This is a genomic window from Hymenobacter sp. (assembly GCF_036388155.1).
Classification (GTDB): domain Bacteria; phylum Bacteroidota; class Bacteroidia; order Cytophagales; family Hymenobacteraceae; genus Hymenobacter.
On the sequence record NZ_DASVSI010000027.1, the window covers coordinates 1 to 15,142 of the forward strand.

Sequence of the window (15,142 nt, forward strand, 5' to 3'; positions counted from 1 at the left end):
CAGGACGGATTGCCGCGCTGCGCTCGCAATGACAGAACTTTATTAACCTCGCGAAGCCTAGTTAGGGCCTTGCTCCTCGGGCAGGGTGAAGGCGCGGTCGCTGGGGTCGGTTAGCTCGCGGGGCAGGTTTTCATCCGACGCGGCCGCCGGGCCGGCCGCCGTCATGGCTTCGCGGTCCATGCGCAGGGAGTCGTCCTCCATGTCGGCTTGGGTTTGGCCGCCGCCGGGCTTGTTGTCGTCCACAATCTGGCCGTAGGTTTCGGCTTCGAGCATGGGCGTCGACAAGCCGTCGCCGATGTTGGGGTCTTGGTTGTTTTCGTCGTTCTGGTCGGAATTCTCAGGAGACATGGGAAAGGCGGTTAGGAGTGAGCGGTAAGTGCCGTGTGGCACTGGCTTAGTTGTGGCCCGTGTAGGAGGACTCGTCGCGGGTGTTGTGGCTGCCGCCGCCGGCCCAGCGCGGGTCGTCTTTGGCCCAGGCGGCGCGCTGCTCGTCGTTGTCTTCGTCGCGGGCGGCGCGCACGGCGGCGGGGTCCTGGTTTTGGTCTACGTGGCCGGGCTGCTCGGCGAGGGTGCCGGGCGCGTTGCGGGCGTCCTTCTCGCGGTCGCGGAATTCGCTAAACTCGTCGGGGTTGTCGTTCGAGCCGTCGCGGCCGGCGGGAGCGGTGCTGTTGGCTGGGGCGGCCGCGTACGTGGCCGACATCGGTTCCGAGCTCACGCCGCCGAACTCCCCGTAGTTTGGGGTGGCTGCGTGCAAGATAGGGTCGTTGACGTTGGGCTGGGCCTCTGCCGCGCGGTCGGCCTGGTCTTGGGGGCGGAATTCATTTTCCGGCGGCGGCACGGGAGTGTTTTGCGTATCCATGGGGAATGGGAAAGAGTAAAAACCTACGAGCTAAGCCCGTCTTATCATCCCTGTACGCAAACCAGCCGCCGCCGTTCATTTCCGCGGCCCCACCCATATTCGCCACTTCATTCGCCTCAGGCCCATGTCCATTCAACACAACGCCGACAACCAGGAATTCACCACCGTGCGCAAGGGCTACCAAGCTGAGCTGGCTTATTCTCGCCCCGCCAACGACGTCATCGACTTCACCCACACCTTCGTGGACGAAGGCCTGCGCGGGCAAGGCGTAGCCGACGAATTGGCCCGCGCCGGCCTGGCCTACGCCAAAGAAGAACAGCTGAAAGTGAAAACCTCCTGCACCTTCATGGCCAGCTTTGTGAAGCGCCACCACGCCGAATACGCCGATATTCTGGCGTAACGAAGGCTGCTACGCGCCTCACAAGGTCACCAAGGAGCGTTGACAATTCCAGCAAGGCAACTCGGTGCTAACCATACCGTGGCTCGTCACGCAGAGCGCAGCCGAGGCATCTCGCCGGCTCCGTTTGTCATCCTGAGCTTGCGAAGGACCTTCTCACGACTGAACGACGAGTTCTACCTTCATAAGGTCCTTAAGGTCCTTCGCAAGCTCAGGATGACAAACGATTTAATTGCTGCCCCACATGGGATGCTTCGTTGCGCTCTAAATGAAGGGTGAGGTCTTCCACTGAAGGATTTCAATAAAAAAAGCCCCGGCCGTGAGGACCGGGGCTTTTTCGCTAAGCATGAAGCTGCTTTACTTCACCACCACGCGGCCGGTGTACTCCACGTCGGCGCAGGTAACGCGCACGGCGTAGATGCCGGCGGGCAGGTTGCGCAAGTCGACGGGCAAGGCCTCGGTGGCGCTGATGGGCGCCGTGCGCTGCCGCACGGTGCGGCCCAGCATGTCGAGCAGGGCCACGCGGGCGGTGCGGGCGGTGGAGTTGCCGGGCAGGCGCAGGAGCACCGTTTCAGCCGCCGGATTGGGGTAGATTTCCAGGGCGTTGCGCAGCACAGCGGCGCCCCGCGAGGCCGTGGGAATGAAGCAGGCCGTGCTGAGGTAGCTGCCTACGCCGGTGTAGTTATCCAGGCCGATGGCCGTCCAGGTGGCGCTGCCGAAGGGGCCGTTCCAGCGGCCGCCCTGGCTGGTGGTGGGCAGGCGCACGAGCGTGTTATTCTGGGTCGAGCCGTTGGCCACGGCCCAGCCGCCGCCAACGGCGGGCCGCTGGCCAATCACGCCGATGACGTCGAGCGTGTCGGTGGCGTCAAACAAAGCAATGGATTGAGCGCCGCTGAAGAACGCCACGTTGGAGAAAACGTCGGTTTGGGCCGCGGTGGGCGCATCGGTTAGGCCGGTGTTGCCAACGACGTACACGTCGCCGGGGGCAATGGTACCAGTCAGGTTGAGGGTGAAGTTGGGCGTGGTTGAGCCGGCGTCATACAGCACCACGCGCTTGCCGGCTAGCGATATAGGCGACAGCGTGGGGTTATAAATTTCCACCACCTTGGTGTTGCCCGAGCCCGTGCCCGACTCCACGTACTGCGAGAAGTAAAGCTTGGTGCAGGGCGCGCCGGCCGGGGCCGCGTCGTCGTTGAGGATGGTAAACACGTGCCCGCTGGGCTGGCCGATGATGACGGGCACGGGCAAAGGCGTGCCGAGGAGCAGACGCACCGTTTCGTTGGGTTCGAAGGTGGCATCTCCGTTCACGGTGATGGTGACGGGCTGCGTGAGGGGACCGCCGCTGAAGAAGCTCACGCTGGTCGTGTTCAGCACGTAGTCGGTGCTGGCGGTGGCGGTGCTGTTGGCCGCATCCAGCGTAATGGGCACTGTCATGGTCGGCGGCACTGGCCCGCCGGACAGCACCACGTTCACGGTGTAGGTGGTGGTGCCGGCGTTGCCTTCCGTGAGGGTGCCGCCCGCCGAGGCAAAATTCACGGTGAGTGGCTGGCCGTCTTCGTTGGTGAGGGTGAGGGTGTGGGTACCGGGGTTGCCCACCACGTTGCCGGTGCTGGGGTTGGTCAGGGTCAGCACCACGGTTTCGTCGAGTTCGGGCTGGGCGTCGCCGTTCACGGTCACGGTCACGGTTTGGCTGGTGGTGCCGGCCGGGAAGGTGAGCGTGGTGGGGGAGGTGAAGGCGAAGTCGGTGCCGCTGGTGGCGGTGGAGTTGGTGGCGTCCAGGCCCACCTGCACCGTAGTCGCGGCAGTGGCCGCCGGCGTCAGGTTTACCGTCACGGTGTACGTGGTGGTGCCGGCGTTGCCTTCGGCCACGGCGCCCGTGCCGGTGGCGAAGCTAAACACCGGGCCGGGCGGGGTGAGGCCCCAAGCGGTGGCCACGGTGCCGGGGTGGGCAATGTAGGGGTTGAAGTTGCCCTGGCTGGCGGCCACGCGGTTGTTGCGGTCAATTTCGCGGGCGTCCACGGGGTCGGCCAGGTGCCAGCGGTACAGGGTGGCCAGGTCGCCCAATGCCGTAATCACGCCTTTGCCTGCGTCGAAGGACTCGTTGGCGTGCATGGTGTAGAAGTAGAACGCCGCGCGGGCCAGGTTGCCCTTGTGGTCTTCGCGGGGCTCAAACTGCGAGTTGGTGTCCTCGCTGTACTCGTCGATGTTGCTCGTGGGGATGGTGGTCTGGCGCGTGGTGTTGCGCAGCCAGCCCAGGGTGCTGGCGTCGGGAATGTCGGCAAACGGGTCGGAGCCCCGGTCCGAATTCCACTGGATGCGGGTGGGGTAGAGGTGGTGGATGTCGGTGCGCATGCGCGGGACTTCGTTGAACCAGGACTGCGGGATGCTGTGCTCGCAGTTGATGTCGCTCACCACGCCCGGGTTGGTGTTGGTTGCGTTGAACTGCACGGTTTCGGAGTAGCCCGAGTACACGCAGGTCACGGTGTTGTTGACGTTGTCGATGTAGTTGTACATCCGGCCGCGGGCCGTGCTGTAGTCCAGCACCACGCGCTTGCCGTCGTACCAGTTGGCGCGGTACCAGTCGCGCAGCTGCACGCCGGAAAGGTTGGTGGGCGCCGCCGGTGGCTGCGGGGGCACCGTTTGGGCTTGCAGCGCCGCGGGCACCAGGCCCAGCACCACTAGCCACGAGGAGAAGAGGTGTTTCATGTAAAAAATCAAGTAAAAAATAGAGGGAGACCACAAAGATAAGAAGCTGGCAGGGCGCTGCTGACCATCGGCTCGTTACGAAACGAAGAAGACTTCGGCCGTACTTTCACGCACCCGTTTTTCACCCATTTACTTCCCCGTTTCCCATGGCCGACATCACCCCGACCGAACTCCTCCAGCGCCAGCAAGCCGGCGAAACCCCCACCATCATCGACGTGCGCGAAACCTGGGAGCACGAAGAAGGCCGCATCCCGGGCGCCCACAACATTCCGCTCAACTCCCTGCCCGACAAGCTCGACGACCTCGACGAGTGGAAAAACCAAGAGGTCATCGTGCACTGCAAAAGCGGCGGTCGCTCGGCTTCGGCCAAGGCCTACCTCACCCAGCAGGGCTTCACCAACGTGCGCAATTTGGTGGGCGGGTTTCAGTCTTACCAGCAAGGGTAGAAGGCGCAAAGCCCACAACAACTTGGCTTTTGGTATAACCACCTAGTTGTTGACTGCTAAAAACGGTCCTGCTGAGCGCAGCCAAAGCCTCTCTCCCGCAACACTAATTCAAATAATCGAGTTAGTGACTGCAGGAGAGAGGCTTCGGCTGCGCTCAGCAGGACCGTTCTTTTTTTGGTGCTTCTTCAGCTTACCCCCAACCCCATGCTCAACCCCGCCGCCGAGCTGCAAGCCGCCCTCACCGCCGCCCGCCCCGCCGCCGAGCGCCTGCAACACGCCCTCGACCTCATCGGCCCGCACCTGCGCGCCGACCGCTGCTTCCTGTACGTGCGCAATCCGGCGCGGGGGCGGGGCCGCATTGCCTTTGTGTGGTGCCTCGACGAGGCCGTGCCCGACCCGCGCCACGACTGGCAAAACGACACCGGCGACTTGCCGAAAGAAGACCCGCTGTTCCGGGCCGCGCTGGCCACGCGCCCATCGGTGTACGTCGACGACGTGACCGAAGCCGGCCCCGAAGTGCTCAACCAGGAGTTTGAGCGCCGCACCTTCGGCCACCGCGCGTTGGTGCATGCCCACATCACCGACCAAGGCCAGCTCTGGGGCATTTTGCAGCCCTGCGTATTCGGCCACCCCCACCATTGGACCGCCGCAGAACGCGAGTACCTGGAGGCTGCTACGCCGCTGCTGTTGCCGGTGGTGCAGGAGTATGTGCAGGGCGTGGATGAGGACTGAAAGAACGAAAAGTAGCGTCATTGCGAGGCCGCAGGCCGTGGCAACCGCAGGTCAGCAGAGTTAGTCCGTTCTGTTCTTAGCGACTAGCCTTGAGACGTGGTAAATCCATAAAAAAGCCCTGGCACTGCACAGTACCAGGGCTTTTTTATGGGGTAGGTTGACCGCTAAAACCAGGACGGATTGCTCCGCGCCGCTCGCAATAACACCATTGCTCATCCCCTGTCAGGCCCAGCCACTTCTAGCGGCTGCTGGTTTCGGCCGCATCCAGGGAGGTGTCGAAGGGGCTTTTGCTGAAGGGGTGGGTCAGCTGCTTGAGGTAGCCTTTGGGGTAGGAGCCTTCGCGCACGCCGGTGGCGGCGGGCCACTCGTTGCCGGGCAAGTAGTAGGTGCCAAACACCCAGTCAATCAGGGGGAAGTGAATGGCGAAGTTCTTGCCGTAGTGGGCCGGGTCTTCGCAGTGGTGCCAGTGGTGAAACTGCGGCGTGACCAGCAGGTAGCGCAGCCAGCCAAAATTGATGCTCGTGTTGGCGTGAATGAGCACCGCGTGGATGGACACAAACAGGATGTAGGCGCTGAAGGTGATTTCGGAAAACCCGCAGACGTACAGCGGAATGAACGAAATGGAGCGCGTCACGAAGATGTCGACGAAGTGCGTGCGCGAGCCCGCCAGCCAGTCCATGGCCTGCGTGGAGTGGTGCACCGAGTGGAAGCGCCACAAGTACACGTGCGAGTGAAACAGGCGGTGGGCAGCGTACTGAAACAAATCGGTGACGAGCAGCGCCAGCAGAAATTCGAGCACGAAGGGCAGGTTTTGCACCCAGTGCTGCAGCGGCGCCAAGCCCATCCAGCCAAAGAGCAGCTTGGCGGGAGCCTGGGTGATGACGCCAAAAAACTGAATGAACAAGTGGCTGATGACGAAATATACCAAATCGGTGCGCCACTCGGCGTGGAAGCGCGACTGTTGCTTGTTTTTCGGAAACGCCATTTCAATGGGCACAAAAATCACGGCCAAGAGCAGCAGGTCGAGTAGCAGCCAGTCGAGGCCCAAGTGCCACTGGGTTTGCTCCACCGCCCGCGCCTGCACGTCAAATCCCCCACCCGTCACGGCCAGGGCTGAAATCACAATGCCAATGACGGCACGCTTTTTCCGGTGGCTCAGCAAAAAGCTGAGCGTGGCAAAGAAGAAGGACGCCACGATGACGCCCATCAGCAGCACTTTCATGCTCTCGCCGGTGTACACCTCGCGGAACTCCGGCGTGGTGAGGTATTCGGGGTAATGGAAGCAGAGCACGGCGCCCTGCGCGAGCATCGCCAGAAAAATAGAGATGTTGCCGCTGATGTAGCCCTCGCCGATTTGCAGGCGTTGGCCCATTCCTTCGTTGGGTTGGTTCATGGGGTAGTGTCGTTTGGAATTCGCTGCCACCCACGCGGGTCAGTGGCAGCGAGCAAATAAGCACGTCCAGCCGACTTGCTGACCGGAAGCGCAACAAAAGTGCGAGATAAACGAAAGCTCCTCAACTCAACCTTTGCCAACTACGGATATTACACAAGCAAGGGCATACACGTAAATAATTGATTTGCAACTCATAATAGAGCTTCTACCAGACATTATGAGGTGCCCGTTTTCTTAAAAATTCATTTCCGAATCCCCTAAAGCATTCAACTAAATAAATAGTATAATAAAAGGCGCCGGGCTGCCTTGTGCCACTGCTTTCGGAGAAGCATTCGCTGCCTCAACTCGGTACCTGTAAGCGGCCATCCGGAGCATAGGCCAGTTCGCCGCGGTCCACCATCTCGAGCACGGCGGCGGTCACGGCGGCGGCCTGCTGGGGTGGAAACGCGCACAGTTGCACGTTGCTACGGCTTGGAACGAGAAAGCTAGCTAATGATTCTTTTCAATTGCGTTTTAATCCTTGACCAGAACACCTGTGCCGCGTTGGCTGATTCCGGCTTGTTAAGTGCGCTGATGTTTCTACGGAATGCCTTGCTGACCTGTGGATGCACAGCGCTTTGCTTGCTCAAGTAGTGCCCGAGCCATGCCATAAACTTGGTTCTTTCCCGCAGATAATTTCCCTCGCGGTGAGACGAATTCAGCAGCGAGTCGGGGCGCTGTCGGTAGCGGTTGTGGCAGCCCGACGAGATGTACACCTTTTCGTGCAGGTAGAATTTTATCAGAAACGCCTGGTCTTCGTACATCCCTGGGAATTCTTCCTCAAACCCCCCGTGGCGAAGCAGTGCCTCCTTGTGCACCAAGATGCTACAAGGGCAGGGAGCGGCTCCGCTTCCCAACGGGTATAGGTTTAGCGCCAGTACCGGGGGCGAATAAAGATGGTCGGGGCGGGTGCCAATGGGAATCACAACGTTGGGCTTTTGCTTGTCGTTCCAGTCGTGCCAATACTCTGAGGCCTCGCACACCATGGCCGCTCCGTGCTGCTCGAGCAGCTGCAGCTGTTGCTGCAGCATGTCGGGCAGTAGCACGTCGTCGGCGTCCAGAAACGCAATCAGCCGACCCCTGCTTTTGGCAATGGCCACGTTCCGGCTGGCGCTCAAGCCTTTGTTGACGTGCCCGGGGTGTTCAAGATAAACTATTTTATCTGGGTACAGCGCTTCATATTTTTTCGCGAGAAGTGTGCTCTGGTCCATTGAGCCGTCGTCCATCAGCAGTAACTCCCACTGCTGGTAGCGCTGCCGGATTACGCTTTCGATGGCTTCTTCAAGGTACTGCTCTACGTTCAGGAAACACGTGACGATGGAAATTTCGGGGTAGGGAGGCGGCTGGTTCATCGGTAAGTCAATTATAGCGCAGCCAGGCACGCAGCCGCTTATGAAATTCTTCCCCGTCCCAGTTATTTACTTGAAACCGTCCCAGGGCGAAACGGTCCGAGCGGTGAGAAACGGCGACTGGGTACGTGGTAAAGGCGGCCGTGTACGAGGCCTCGCGGGCCGCCAAAAGGGTTTCTTCGTTGTGGCTGCCGTAGGGATAAGCCAGAAAATCAGGCGCTTGGCCCGTCAGTTCGGCAAGAAAATCTCTGCTTTCGGCTAACTCCTGTCGCTGAAAAGGCAGGCCGTGCATTGCCAGCGCCGGGTGCGTGACCGTGTGCGCGCCCAGCGTAATGAGCGGGTGCTGAGCCAGGGCCGCTACCTGGGCCGCCGACATGACCTGGTACGCGGGCCTGGGGGCGCGGGCCACGGCGGCCCGCTTGCACAGCGCCGCCAGGCCGGCCTGCTGCGCGCCGTACGGGAGCGGCCGCAACGCGTGGTACAGCTCCAGGTACAGCGCGGCCCGTAGCGTAGGGGGGGCTTCTCGAAGAGGGTCCCACGCGCGGTGAGCAGCTGCCGCCCCTTCGGTCAGGTGGCCCTCGTCCCGCAAGTCAAAGCGACACGCAATGCCCCCCGCATCCAAAGCAAGGTGCTGCGGCAGCGCCGGGCTGAGCAGGACGATGCGCTCCAACTCGTCCCACCAGTACTCTTGCTGAGGAGTGCCAAGGGCCTGGGTCGTGATAAAGAAAGTGGCCGGGATAGAGTACTTTTCCAACAGCGGCCTCGCAATGGAATAATTGTCTTCAAACCCGTCGTCGAACGTGAGCGCAATGCTGTTGTCCGGCAAAGTGCGAAGCGTTTGGTGTGTGAGCAGCTGGCCAACGGAAAGCACGGAGCCGAACGCCTGAAGCACGCGCAAATGCTGTTCGAAATTTTCCGGGCTCACCGCAATCTGCCACACGTCGGACTCGGCCACGGCAATGCGATGGTACATGAGCACCACCGCCCTGCTTTCGACGAGCCGCCAAACCCGCTGTAGCAGGGCGCCAACCGCTTGCTTAGGCTTTAACAACTTTCACTGCATTGATGACCTGGTATTGCGGGTCGTAAAAATCCAATTTCTCCCGGCTTAATTCCGGCAAGCCCATGCCGTACAGGAAAGCAGTTGCCGCCAGCACGTTGCCAAAGGATTTCACGTCCACGTGCGCTTCCTGGAAAGCTTCTCGCATCATCAGGCGCAGGGCCTTGTCGGTAAAAGACCAGTACCAAGTCTCTTTCCAGTCGCCCCGGTCGATGGGCGTAATGCCCGGGGCCGTGAGCAGCAGCACCCCGCCCGGCTTCAAAATCCGGTGGCAAGTGCGCAGCGCCCCTGCAAAATCGTATATCAGGTGCAGGGTTTGGGTCAGGATGATGCAGTCGAAACAGTCGTCTGGAATCGAGGGGGCGTTGCTCAAATCGCCGATGAACGTGGCGTGCTTGTTGCTGGGGTCGACGTGCAGCACGTCGCTTTTCGTGACTTGCGCCCCACCGAACCGAACCGTGTAGTCGTTGTCGCCTATTTCCAGCACCCGGCCCTGGATGCTGGAGGATTCGGCCCGGAGAAAATTTTCGATGTAGTAGCGGTCCAGGGGGCCGCCGCGGTTGTAGCCAAACTCATGGCAGAAAGGCAAGGTCCGGTCGAAGTCGCCAAGCGCCACCTTGCCGACGCGGGGATAGAAGTACTTGATAATCCCCAGCTTGTGCAACGCTATGAAGCCCACCCGCGGAATGCGGGATTTGATGCTTTCATTCAGGCGGGAGCCCCGCTGGCCCAAGTAGCGGCGAAACGACCAGGAGGTAGAAGATGGAGCCATATCCATATCTTGTTGGGTTGAGTGCCCAGCGGCACCGTTAGGCGAATATGCTTCTTTCTGGCGAGCAACGAACCAGTAATGAGTTTTCCAGTGCTTTCGGCCCGCTTGGTAGGCTTGTTGTTCGGCGTCGTTGCGCAGCAGTGGTTTCTGCGAGTCCAGGACGCGTAGCGCCGTTTCGAGCATCAGCGGGACGTTGGCCGAGAGCGCCGCCGCGTGCTTGCGATACCCCGCAATGATGGCCTGGTGCTGCAGCGTGGGGTATTTGCGGGATATGCGCAAATACAACTCGTAATCTTCGCACCGTCGTAGCCGGGCGTCGTACAGGCAATCGGCGAAAACCCAGCGCTGGAACATGACGGCCGCAATCATGCCAATGTAGTTGCCGTGGGAAAGCAGCCGCTGATAGGGGTCGTTGGGAATGGCCGGAATCCGGTGTTCGTGCTTGCCGTCGTCTTCGAAAAATAAGGTGTGCGCGCCCGCCACGTAAGCCGCCTCTGGGTGTTGCTGCAAGTAGCGGGCGTTGATGGCCAGCGCATCCGCACACAGCCAGTCGTCAGCGTCGAGAAACACCACGTAGTTGCCGGTGCTGTGGCGAATGCCGGTGTTTCGGGCTGCCGCAAGCCCCTGGTTTTCCTGATGGACGTACGTGGCCTGCGGATACGCAGCAGCAATTTGCCGGGTGTTGTCCGTCGAGCCGTCGTCGACGATAACTACCTCAATGCTGGGGTATGGTTGCGACAGCACACTGGCGAGTGCTTCCGGTAGGAAATGCCCATGGTTGTAGCAGGGTATAACAACCGAAATCAAGCAGTCCGTTTTCATGGGTGGTTCGTTTGTTCTCGAGCAATGGGGCCGTGAAGCCGGCTGGCGGGGGCGTTCGGGCAAATGGTTTAGGCAGCGAACTCCTCCTGCACCAGCCGGAATGGAAACTTCGGGCGAACTACGCCCATCCATTTGCCATAGTAATTGTAATCTCCGCGAAAGTCCTCAACGTCAAACGATAAGCACTCCTCGTAGCGGAACAAGTCGACGGAAGTGTCTCGAGTGATGACGAAGGAAATATAGTAGGAACCGTCGTTTAGGAAATTGCCCGGGATGGTGGATTCGGCCGTTATTAGGCCTTTGCGGCACGACGCGTCGGGGGTAACCAAGTCAAAAATGCATTCTCCGCCGGCCGAGTACAAGTGCAGGCCCATGCTCAAGGAGGTCTCGCCTTCGAGCAGGTTCCAGAATTGAAATTTCACCGTCAGTGGCGTGCGCACGTCGAGCGGCGAATCCGGCGTGGGCAGTTGAGGAACCACCTCCACCGATTTCATGCGGATGTGCTGGTTGCCCACGGCTTGCTCAATATCGGGCCAGCTTTGCTTGAGCTGCAGCCGCTGCGCGCCCGTGAGGTAGCTGTTCACGATGGTGGCGGCTTTCCCGATGTCTTTGACCCGGCCGTTTTGCAGCCACAGCCCTTTGTCGCAGAGGTTGGTGATGGCTTGCATGCTGTGGCTGACAAACAGGATGGTGCGCCCGTCGCTCTGCGACACTTCCCGCATTTTGCCCAGGCACTTCTTCTGAAATTCGGCGTCGCCGACGGCCAGCACCTCGTCGATGATGAGGATGTCGGGCTCCAGGTGCGCCGCCACGGCAAACGCCAGCCGAACGTACATGCCGGACGAGTACCGCTTCACGGGCGTGTCCAGGAATTTTTCGACGCCCGAAAAAGCCGCAATCTCATCGAATTTGGCCCGTATCTCGGCTTTGCTCATTCCCAGGATGTAGCCGCTCAGGAAGATGTTTTCCCGCCCTGAAAGCTCGGGGTGGAACCCCGTGCCAACCTCCAGCAAGCTGCTGACCCGGCCGTGGCCGCGCACCACGCCGTGAGTGGGCCGCACAATACGCGAAATGACTTTTAATAGCGTCGATTTGCCGGCGCCGTTGCTGCCGACTATGCCCAGCACCTCGCCCCGGTTCACTTCAAAGCTGATGTCCTGCAGCGCCCACAGCATGTGGTTGCGGGAAGGGGTATGAATGATTGAGTTCGCGATGGGCGAGAAAGGGTCTTCTTTCTTGCGCACGGCCGTGGTCCACCAGCGTTGCAGGTCGCGCAGCAGGTAGCCCGTGCCGATGGTGCCCAACCGGTACGACTTGGAAAGGCGGTCTATTTGAATAACGGCTTGTGACATACCAACTCAGAGAACATCAATTAATTTGTCGCCCTGCTTGTTGAACAGGAGCAGCGCGCCAAGCAGCAGCAGCATTGTGGCCACGGCGCTGTAAATCAAGTTTCCGGGCGTGACCGTGCCCTGGCCCAGCAGCGCCCGGCGAAACAATTCGAACAGGGGGGTCAGGGGGTTGAGCTGCACCAGCCAGCGCCATTTTTCCGACACGTAGCTCACCGGGTAGATGACGGGCGTCAGAAACATGAACAAGCGCAGGCCCAAGCCCAGCAGGTGGGCCATGTCGCGGTACTTACCGGTAAAAACGGAAAACCACAGCCCCAAGGCTAGGCTCAGCAGCCCCGTCAGGGCAATGGCCACGGGCACCATCAGCAGCCAGCCCAACGCCGGCAAAGGCACAGTGCCAAAGACTGCGTACCCCACAAAGGCCAACGCCAGCATCACAAACTGAATGGCAAAGTGCAGCAGGTAGCCGCTGAGCCGCGAAATCGGGACTATGATGCGCGGAAAGTACACCTTGCCGAACAGGTTGGCATTGTCCCGAAAGGTTCCGGCGATGCTGGTGAACGAGTCATTGAACAGGTTCCACAGGATGATGCCGGAAAGGTAGAACAGCACGGGCGGGATACCCCCGGTGGATATTCCGACCATTTTTCCGAATACCACGACGTAGGTGGCCAGCGTCAGAATGGGCTGCAGCAGCACCCACAGGGGGCCCAAAACGGTTTGTTGGTAGATGAGTAGGAAGTCACGCCTCATGAGGCCCACCGCCAAGTGCCGGTACGACCATATGTCCGCGAAGCTAGCACCTAGCCAGCTTGTTCTAGCCCCTATTTCCCAGCCCCAACTCGGTTCTTCATTTGATGGCATGTAACAATGATATCTAGTAAAATTAACAGTTTTTATGTGGATAAATCGAGATTACAAAGGAAGGATATATGTTTCGCATTACCTATGCAGAGTTGCTGATATGTGCTAAACATTCACATCAGCAACCATGGGTTTTCGGGCATTCAGCCATTTTTAAGATAGAGCTAAGTGGCGAAAATAGATGATTTTAAATGGTATGCATTCCATTTCAGATATTTAAACTGTCCGCTTGGTTTGGAAGAAGGATGACCATCCTCGGCCTATCCTCGGCCGGCCGGTACCTGCAAACGCCCGTCGGCCTTGTAGGTCAGTTCGCCGCGGTCCACCATTTCGCGCACGGCCGCGGTCACGGCGGCTGCTTGTTGGGGCGGAAAAGCGGCCAGCAACTCGCGCGGAGTGGGGTTGGCCTGGCGCACCTGGGCCAGCAGGGGCTCGCGCAGCGCAGGCGCCTGGGCCGTCACCTGGGCGGCTTTCTTTTCGGCCAGGCAAATGTCGCATACCCCGCAGCGGGCCGGGTCGGTTTCATCGAAGTAGCTGAGCAGCAATATTTGGCGGCAGCGGGTGCCGCTCAGGTACTGGCCCACGGCGGTGGTTTTGTGGCGGGCCAGGTCGCGGGCTGCCGTCATGCGCACTTGGTCGATGGGCAGCTTGGGCGCGTCGAAGCGCGGCGTGGTGAACAGGGCCTGCGGCGACTCCTGCCGCGGCTGGTAGTGCAAGATGCCCGCCGTGTGCAGGTAGCGCAGCTGTTGGCGCACTTCCACCACGCTGCGGCGCAGGTGCGTGGCCAGCGAGTTCTCCGAAATGGTCTGGAAATCGGCAAACAGTTCGCCGCCGTGCAGCCGCAGCAGCGCCTTTATCAGCAGGTCGTGCTGGGCATTGGCCACCTGGAAGGCGTACAAATCCTGGTGATTGATGATGAGGTGCACCCGCGCGGGCGTGTTCACCGCTTCGTTTAGCTGAACAAACCCTTCGCGCTGCAAAATCTTCAGCGCGTTGTGCGCGTCCACGGCCTTGATGCGGTAGGTTTCAGCAAACTGCTGCATGTCGAAGTCGAAAGCCGCCAGTTCCCCGCCCCCCACCGCCGTGCGCGAGTAATTGGCCAAGGCCTGGTACACGCGCCGCACCGTGTCGAGCGGCGGAAACGACTGATTGGTGCGGCGGCGCAGCTCGTCGGCGTCGTTGGGCGCGGCCAGCAGCACGGCGAAGGCCATGTGGCCATCGCGCCCGGCGCGGCCGGCCTCCTGGTAGTAGGCTTCCAGGGTATCGGGCGCGTCGAGGTGGGCCACGAGGCGCACGTCTGGTTTGTCGATGCCCATGCCGAAGGCGTTGGTGGCCACGATGAGGCGGACTTTATCGGCAATCCAGTCTTGCTGCACCTGCGTGCGCTTATCGGCCGGCAACCCGGCGTGGTAGGCCGCGGCCGCAAACCGGTGCTGCTGCAAAAACGCCGCCGTGTCCTCCGTCTGCCGCCGCGTGCGGGCGTACACGATGCCCGTTTTCTGGGGGCCCACGCCGCGCACCACCTCCAGCAGCCGGCGCAGCTTGTCCTCGGTCTGCAGCACCGAATAAGAGAGTTTGGGCCGGGCAAAGCTCTGCCGAAACACCCGCGAGCCCGCCCGAAACCTGAGCTTCTCCACAATATCGGCTTGCACCTGGGCCGTGGCGGTGGCCGTGAGGGCAATGACGGGCACGTCGTTGGGCAGCTTCTCGCGCAGCTCGGCAATGCGCAAGTAAGGCGGGCGGAAGTCGTAGCCCCACTGCGACAGGCAGTGCGCTTCGTCCACGGCCAGCAGCCCCACGTTCATCTTCGCCACCCGCACCTGAAACAGCTCCGTCAGCAGCCGCTCCGGCGACACGTACAGGAACTTCACGCTGCGGCCGTACACGCAGTTATCCAGCGCGTGGTCGATTTCCTGGTGGCTCATGCCGGCGTAAATGGCTTCCGCTTTCAGCCCGCGCTTGCGCAGGTTGTCCACCTGGTCCTTCATCAGGGCAATGAGCGGCGAGACCACAATGCAGATGCCCGGCCGCGCCAGCGCCGGCACCTGAAAGCAGATGCTCTTGCCGCCGCCGGTGGGCAGCAGGGCCAGCGTGTCCTGGCCTTTGAGCACGGAGCCGATGATGTCCTCCTGGCCCGGCCGGAATGCCGTGTGCCCCCAATGCTCGCGCAGCAGGGCCAGGGGCGAGGTTTCGGCAGGGGAGGAGGGCATGAGGCGAAGATAGGGCCGCTAAAAAACGGAATGCCATTTCCAGTAATGAAAAGCGCGCCTTAGAGCAGTTTCGGAGTCGGTGTATAGTAGCGTGGACTTTGTAGTCCGCGTCCCTTCGTTCGGGGACGCGGACTACAAAGT

General features: G+C 60.8%; 13 protein-coding genes. 3 read left to right on the forward strand and 10 right to left on the reverse strand.

The annotated features are described in order from the left end of the window. Positions 1-57: 57 nt before the first annotated feature. Both VF629_RS04085 and VF629_RS04090 read right to left on the reverse strand, forming a co-directional pair. Positions 58-348, reverse strand: a complete 291-nt coding sequence (locus VF629_RS04085; protein WP_331057179.1) for a hypothetical protein — start codon at positions 346-348, stop codon at positions 58-60. A gap of 46 nt (positions 349-394) precedes the next feature. Then, a complete protein-coding gene (locus tag VF629_RS04090; RefSeq protein WP_331057180.1) occupies positions 395-859 on the reverse strand; it encodes a hypothetical protein in 465 nt (154 codons plus the stop codon). 124 nt (positions 860-983) lie between these two features. Between VF629_RS04090 and VF629_RS04095 the strand changes: the two genes are divergently transcribed. Then, complete coding sequence (locus tag VF629_RS04095) at positions 984-1,259, forward strand: GNAT family N-acetyltransferase (RefSeq protein WP_331057181.1); 276 nt, start codon at positions 984-986, stop codon at positions 1,257-1,259. A 354-nt stretch (positions 1,260-1,613) separates the two neighbouring features. On the opposite strand, the gene VF629_RS04100 is transcribed toward VF629_RS04095, so the two are convergent. Continuing rightward, complete coding sequence (locus tag VF629_RS04100) at positions 1,614-3,962, reverse strand: endonuclease (RefSeq protein ID WP_331057182.1); 2,349 nt, start codon at positions 3,960-3,962, stop codon at positions 1,614-1,616. 146 nt (positions 3,963-4,108) lie between these two features. On the opposite strand from VF629_RS04100, the gene VF629_RS04105 reads away from it, so the two are divergent. Both VF629_RS04105 and VF629_RS04110 read left to right on the forward strand, forming a co-directional pair. Beyond that, positions 4,109-4,408, forward strand: a complete 300-nt coding sequence (locus VF629_RS04105) for a rhodanese-like domain-containing protein (RefSeq protein ID WP_331057183.1) — start codon at positions 4,109-4,111, stop codon at positions 4,406-4,408. Between the two features lie 204 nt (positions 4,409-4,612). Further along, complete coding sequence (locus VF629_RS04110; protein ID WP_331057184.1) at positions 4,613-5,140, forward strand: GAF domain-containing protein; 528 nt, start codon at positions 4,613-4,615, stop codon at positions 5,138-5,140. A gap of 238 nt (positions 5,141-5,378) precedes the next feature. On the opposite strand, the gene VF629_RS04115 is transcribed toward VF629_RS04110, so the two are convergent. The 7 genes from VF629_RS04115 to VF629_RS04145 all read right to left on the reverse strand — a co-directional run bounded on the left by VF629_RS04115 (position 5,379) and on the right by VF629_RS04145 (position 15,001). Continuing rightward, the gene (locus VF629_RS04115; RefSeq protein WP_331057185.1) at positions 5,379-6,533 is read right to left on the reverse strand and encodes a sterol desaturase family protein; all 1,155 of its coding nucleotides are present in this window, start codon (positions 6,531-6,533) and stop codon (positions 5,379-5,381) included. A 485-nt stretch (positions 6,534-7,018) separates the two neighbouring features. Beyond that, positions 7,019-7,924 carry a glycosyltransferase family A protein gene (locus VF629_RS04120; protein ID WP_331057186.1) on the reverse strand — a complete coding sequence of 302 codons (906 nt, stop codon included), beginning with the start codon at positions 7,922-7,924 and terminating at the stop codon, positions 7,019-7,021. A 7-nt stretch (positions 7,925-7,931) separates the two neighbouring features. Further along, a complete protein-coding gene (locus VF629_RS04125; RefSeq protein WP_331057187.1) occupies positions 7,932-8,894 on the reverse strand; it encodes a polysaccharide deacetylase family protein in 963 nt (320 codons plus the stop codon). A gap of 64 nt (positions 8,895-8,958) precedes the next feature. Further along, positions 8,959-10,707 (reverse strand): glycosyltransferase, encoded by a 1,749-nt coding sequence (locus tag VF629_RS04130; RefSeq protein ID WP_331057188.1) that lies wholly within the window; start codon positions 10,705-10,707, stop codon positions 8,959-8,961. Beyond that, positions 10,644-11,927, reverse strand: a complete 1,284-nt coding sequence (locus VF629_RS04135) for an ABC transporter ATP-binding protein (protein ID WP_331057189.1) — start codon at positions 11,925-11,927, stop codon at positions 10,644-10,646. Before VF629_RS04135 ends, VF629_RS04130 begins: the two co-directional genes overlap by 64 nt. Positions 11,928-11,933: 6 nt before the next feature. Then, on the reverse strand, positions 11,934-12,680 hold the full coding sequence (locus VF629_RS04140) for an ABC transporter permease (protein WP_331057190.1): 747 nt from the start codon (positions 12,678-12,680) through the stop codon (positions 11,934-11,936). Between the two features lie 371 nt (positions 12,681-13,051). Continuing rightward, positions 13,052-15,001 (reverse strand): RecQ family ATP-dependent DNA helicase, encoded by a 1,950-nt coding sequence (locus VF629_RS04145; protein WP_331057191.1) that lies wholly within the window; start codon positions 14,999-15,001, stop codon positions 13,052-13,054. Between the last annotated feature and the right edge of the window lie 141 nt (positions 15,002-15,142).

What these genes read in the sequence shown, in the direction of transcription:
- VF629_RS04105 (WP_331057183.1), top strand. Translation starts at nt 4,109, where the DNA reads ATGGCCGACATCACCCCGACCGAACTCCTCCAGCGCCAGCAAGCCGGC.
- VF629_RS04130 (WP_331057188.1), bottom strand. Translation starts at nt 10,707, where the DNA reads ATGGATGGGCGTAGTTCGCCCGAAGTTTCCATTCCGGCTGGTGCAGGA.
- VF629_RS04095 (WP_331057181.1), top strand. Translation starts at nt 984, where the DNA reads ATGTCCATTCAACACAACGCCGACAACCAGGAATTCACCACCGTGCGC.
- VF629_RS04145 (WP_331057191.1), bottom strand. Translation starts at nt 15,001, where the DNA reads ATGCCCTCCTCCCCTGCCGAAACCTCGCCCCTGGCCCTGCTGCGCGAG.
- VF629_RS04090 (WP_331057180.1), bottom strand. Translation starts at nt 859, where the DNA reads ATGGATACGCAAAACACTCCCGTGCCGCCGCCGGAAAATGAATTCCGC.
- VF629_RS04135 (WP_331057189.1), bottom strand. Translation starts at nt 11,927, where the DNA reads ATGTCACAAGCCGTTATTCAAATAGACCGCCTTTCCAAGTCGTACCGG.
- VF629_RS04120 (WP_331057186.1), bottom strand. Translation starts at nt 7,924, where the DNA reads ATGAACCAGCCGCCTCCCTACCCCGAAATTTCCATCGTCACGTGTTTC.
- VF629_RS04125 (WP_331057187.1), bottom strand. Translation starts at nt 8,894, where the DNA reads ATGTACCATCGCATTGCCGTGGCCGAGTCCGACGTGTGGCAGATTGCG.
- VF629_RS04085 (WP_331057179.1), bottom strand. Translation starts at nt 348, where the DNA reads ATGTCTCCTGAGAATTCCGACCAGAACGACGAAAACAACCAAGACCCC.
- VF629_RS04115 (WP_331057185.1), bottom strand. Translation starts at nt 6,533, where the DNA reads ATGAACCAACCCAACGAAGGAATGGGCCAACGCCTGCAAATCGGCGAG.
- VF629_RS04140 (WP_331057190.1), bottom strand. Translation starts at nt 12,680, where the DNA reads ATGAGGCGTGACTTCCTACTCATCTACCAACAAACCGTTTTGGGCCCC.
- VF629_RS04110 (WP_331057184.1), top strand. Translation starts at nt 4,613, where the DNA reads ATGCTCAACCCCGCCGCCGAGCTGCAAGCCGCCCTCACCGCCGCCCGC.
- VF629_RS04100 (WP_331057182.1), bottom strand. Translation starts at nt 3,962, where the DNA reads ATGAAACACCTCTTCTCCTCGTGGCTAGTGGTGCTGGGCCTGGTGCCC.